At 74.4% G+C, this 2,367-nt stretch carries 2 protein-coding genes; one reads left to right on the top strand and one right to left on the bottom strand.

Translation table 11 applies throughout. The features are described 5' to 3' along the window. A partial coding sequence (locus AOK03_RS42985; protein WP_425264452.1) for an ATP-binding protein occupies positions 1-1,418 on the bottom strand: 1,418 nt, incomplete at its 3' end. Positions 1,419-1,638: 220 nt separating this feature from the next. On the opposite strand from AOK03_RS42985, the gene AOK03_RS38835 reads away from it, so the two are divergent. Beyond that, on the top strand, positions 1,639-2,367 hold a 729-nt coding region (locus AOK03_RS38835; RefSeq protein WP_157869209.1), incomplete at its 3' end, for a PP2C family protein-serine/threonine phosphatase.

The following is a 2,367-nucleotide window of genomic DNA, read 5'->3' on the forward strand; positions in this document are numbered from 1 at the left end:
GTCTCGCGCAGCGCGTACGCGAGCCGCCGCGTGGCATCGAGATCACCCTGCCCGAGGGCCGCGAGACCGTACGCCCACTGGGCCTTGGCGCGCTCGGGGGCCGGCCCGGGGCACAGGGCGAGCGCGCGTCCCAGGTAGTGCCTGCCCTCCCGGGGGAACCCGCAGGCGAACCAGAAGAACCACAGCGCCCCGCCCATCTCCAGGGCGGTGCGTCCGTGCCCCTCGGTGAGGCAGAAGTCCATCGCCGTACGGAGGTTGGTGTGGTCGGCCGACAGGCGGGCGTACCAGGCGACCTGGTGCGGCCCCAGCCACTCGGCGTCGGCCCGCAGCGCCAGGTCGCGGTAGAAGTCCCGGTGCGTGCACCGCGCCTTGTGCTCCTCGCCCAGCTCGCGCAGCCACTGCGCGCCGAACTCCCGCACCGTGTCCAGCATGCTGAACCGCGCGGTGCCCGTGTCGTCCACCCGGCAGCGTACGAGGGACTTGGCCAGCAGACCGTGGAGGGCCCGCACGACCTCGTCGGCCGGGAGCGGGCCGCCCGCGCCCACGGCCCGGGCGCCGTCCGTGTCGAAGCCGCCGCTGAACACCGACAGCCGGGCCCACAGCAGCCGCTCCAGCGGCTCGCACAGTTCGTGGCTCCAGCCGATGGCGGTGCGCAGCGTCTGATGGCGCGGCGGGGCGGTGCGCGGACTCCCGTCCCGGGTGGTCAGTGCGTCGAAGCGGTACTGCAGCCGGTCGGCGAGCTCCTCGACGGAGAGGCCGGGCAGCCGGGCCGCCGCCAGTTCGATGGCCAGCGGGATGCCGTCGAGGCGGTGACAGACGGTGGCGGCCGAGGCCCGCCGTGCGCCGTCCAGCGTCAGTCCGGGCGCCGACGCGGCCGCCCGGTCGGTGAAGAGCGTCAGCGCGTCGCCGCACCCGGTCGCCATGTCGGCGCCCAGGGGCGGAGGGACCACCGGCAAGGGGTCCACCTCGAAGCACCGCTCGTCGAGCATGCCGAGGGGCTGGCGGCTGGTCGCCAGGACGCGCAGCCCCGGGGCGGCGTCGAGCAGGGTCCGCACCATGTCGGCGCAGGCCGTGACGAGGTGCTCGCACGAGTCGAGCACCAGCAGCAGCTCCTTGTCGGCGAGCCACTGGGTGACGACCTCCTCGGCGGGCCCGGCGGTCCTGTCGACCAGGCCGAGCTCCTCCAGGAGGACCTGCGCGAGCAGGGACGGTTCCCGCAGCGGGGCCAGCTGGGCCAGCCGCACCCCGTGGGCGAAGTGCTCCTCCGCCCGCCGGGCGGCGCGCAGTGCGAGCCGTGACTTGCCCACGCCGCCCACGCCGGTCAGGGTCACCAGACGGTCGGACTCCAACAGGGAACGGACGGCGCGCAGTTCGACCGAACGCCCGACGAAACTCGTCGTCTCGGAGGGGAGATTCACGTCGCACAGTGTGCTCCTCTCCGGTGTGGAGGAGTCGCGATTGCCCCGGGATTGACCCGACATGAGTGATGCCATGGGCAGGGCGCGCAAAAGTCGGCACGAGGAGATCATCACCGGTCATCGGCCTACCTGCTCCGGACATCGGGCCGTGCAGCCACGGTCTTTCGGCCATAGTGGCCGTTCACCGAGCGGGGCTACGGAGAGTCAGGGGGGCCTGCGCATGGCCATCCTCAAGGGGTGGCGTGAGCGACGGAGGGCCTGCGCCGACCGCGCACTGCCCTGGGTCGTCTGCTCCGCCCTCGCCGCCCCCGGCGTGCTCGCGGGGCTCTGGACGCCCGCGGCCGCCGCGCTGCTCCTCGCCCCGCTGGCCGCCTGCGTGCGGTTCGGCGTCCGGCAGACGGCCGCCGTCGCCTGCGGGGCCGTGCTGCTCGCGCCGGCGGTCTGGGCGGCGCACGGCTTCACGGCCACGCCGCACTTCTTCCTGGACTTCCTGGTCCTGACGGCGGGCAGCGTCCTCACCGTCCGCGCCGCCGCCCGGCACGCGTCGGACACGGCCGCCCTGGCCTGCGTCACCGAGGTGGCGCGGGCGGCGGAAGGGGCGATCCTGCGCCCCGTCGCCGCGCGCCTCGGCGGGGTGGAGGTGTGCACGCAGCACCACTGCCCCGTCCAGGGGGCGACGGTCGGCGGCGACGTGTACGACATCGCGCACACGCCGTACGGCCTCCGGGTGCTGATCGGGGACGTGTGCGGCCACGATCTGACGACGCTGCGGATCACGGCCGAGGTCATCGGCGCCTTCCGCGACCGGGTCTACGTCACGCCCCAACTGTCCGACCTGGTGCGGACGGTGGACGCCCGGATCTCCCCGGTGCTCGGCCCCGAGGACTTCGTCACCGCGCTCTTCGCCGAGTTCGCGCCCGGCGAGGTGCGGCTCGCCAACTGCGGGCAC

The organism is Streptomyces atriruber, assembly GCF_001418325.1.
GTDB lineage: Bacteria > Actinomycetota > Actinomycetes > Streptomycetales > Streptomycetaceae > Streptomyces > Streptomyces atriruber.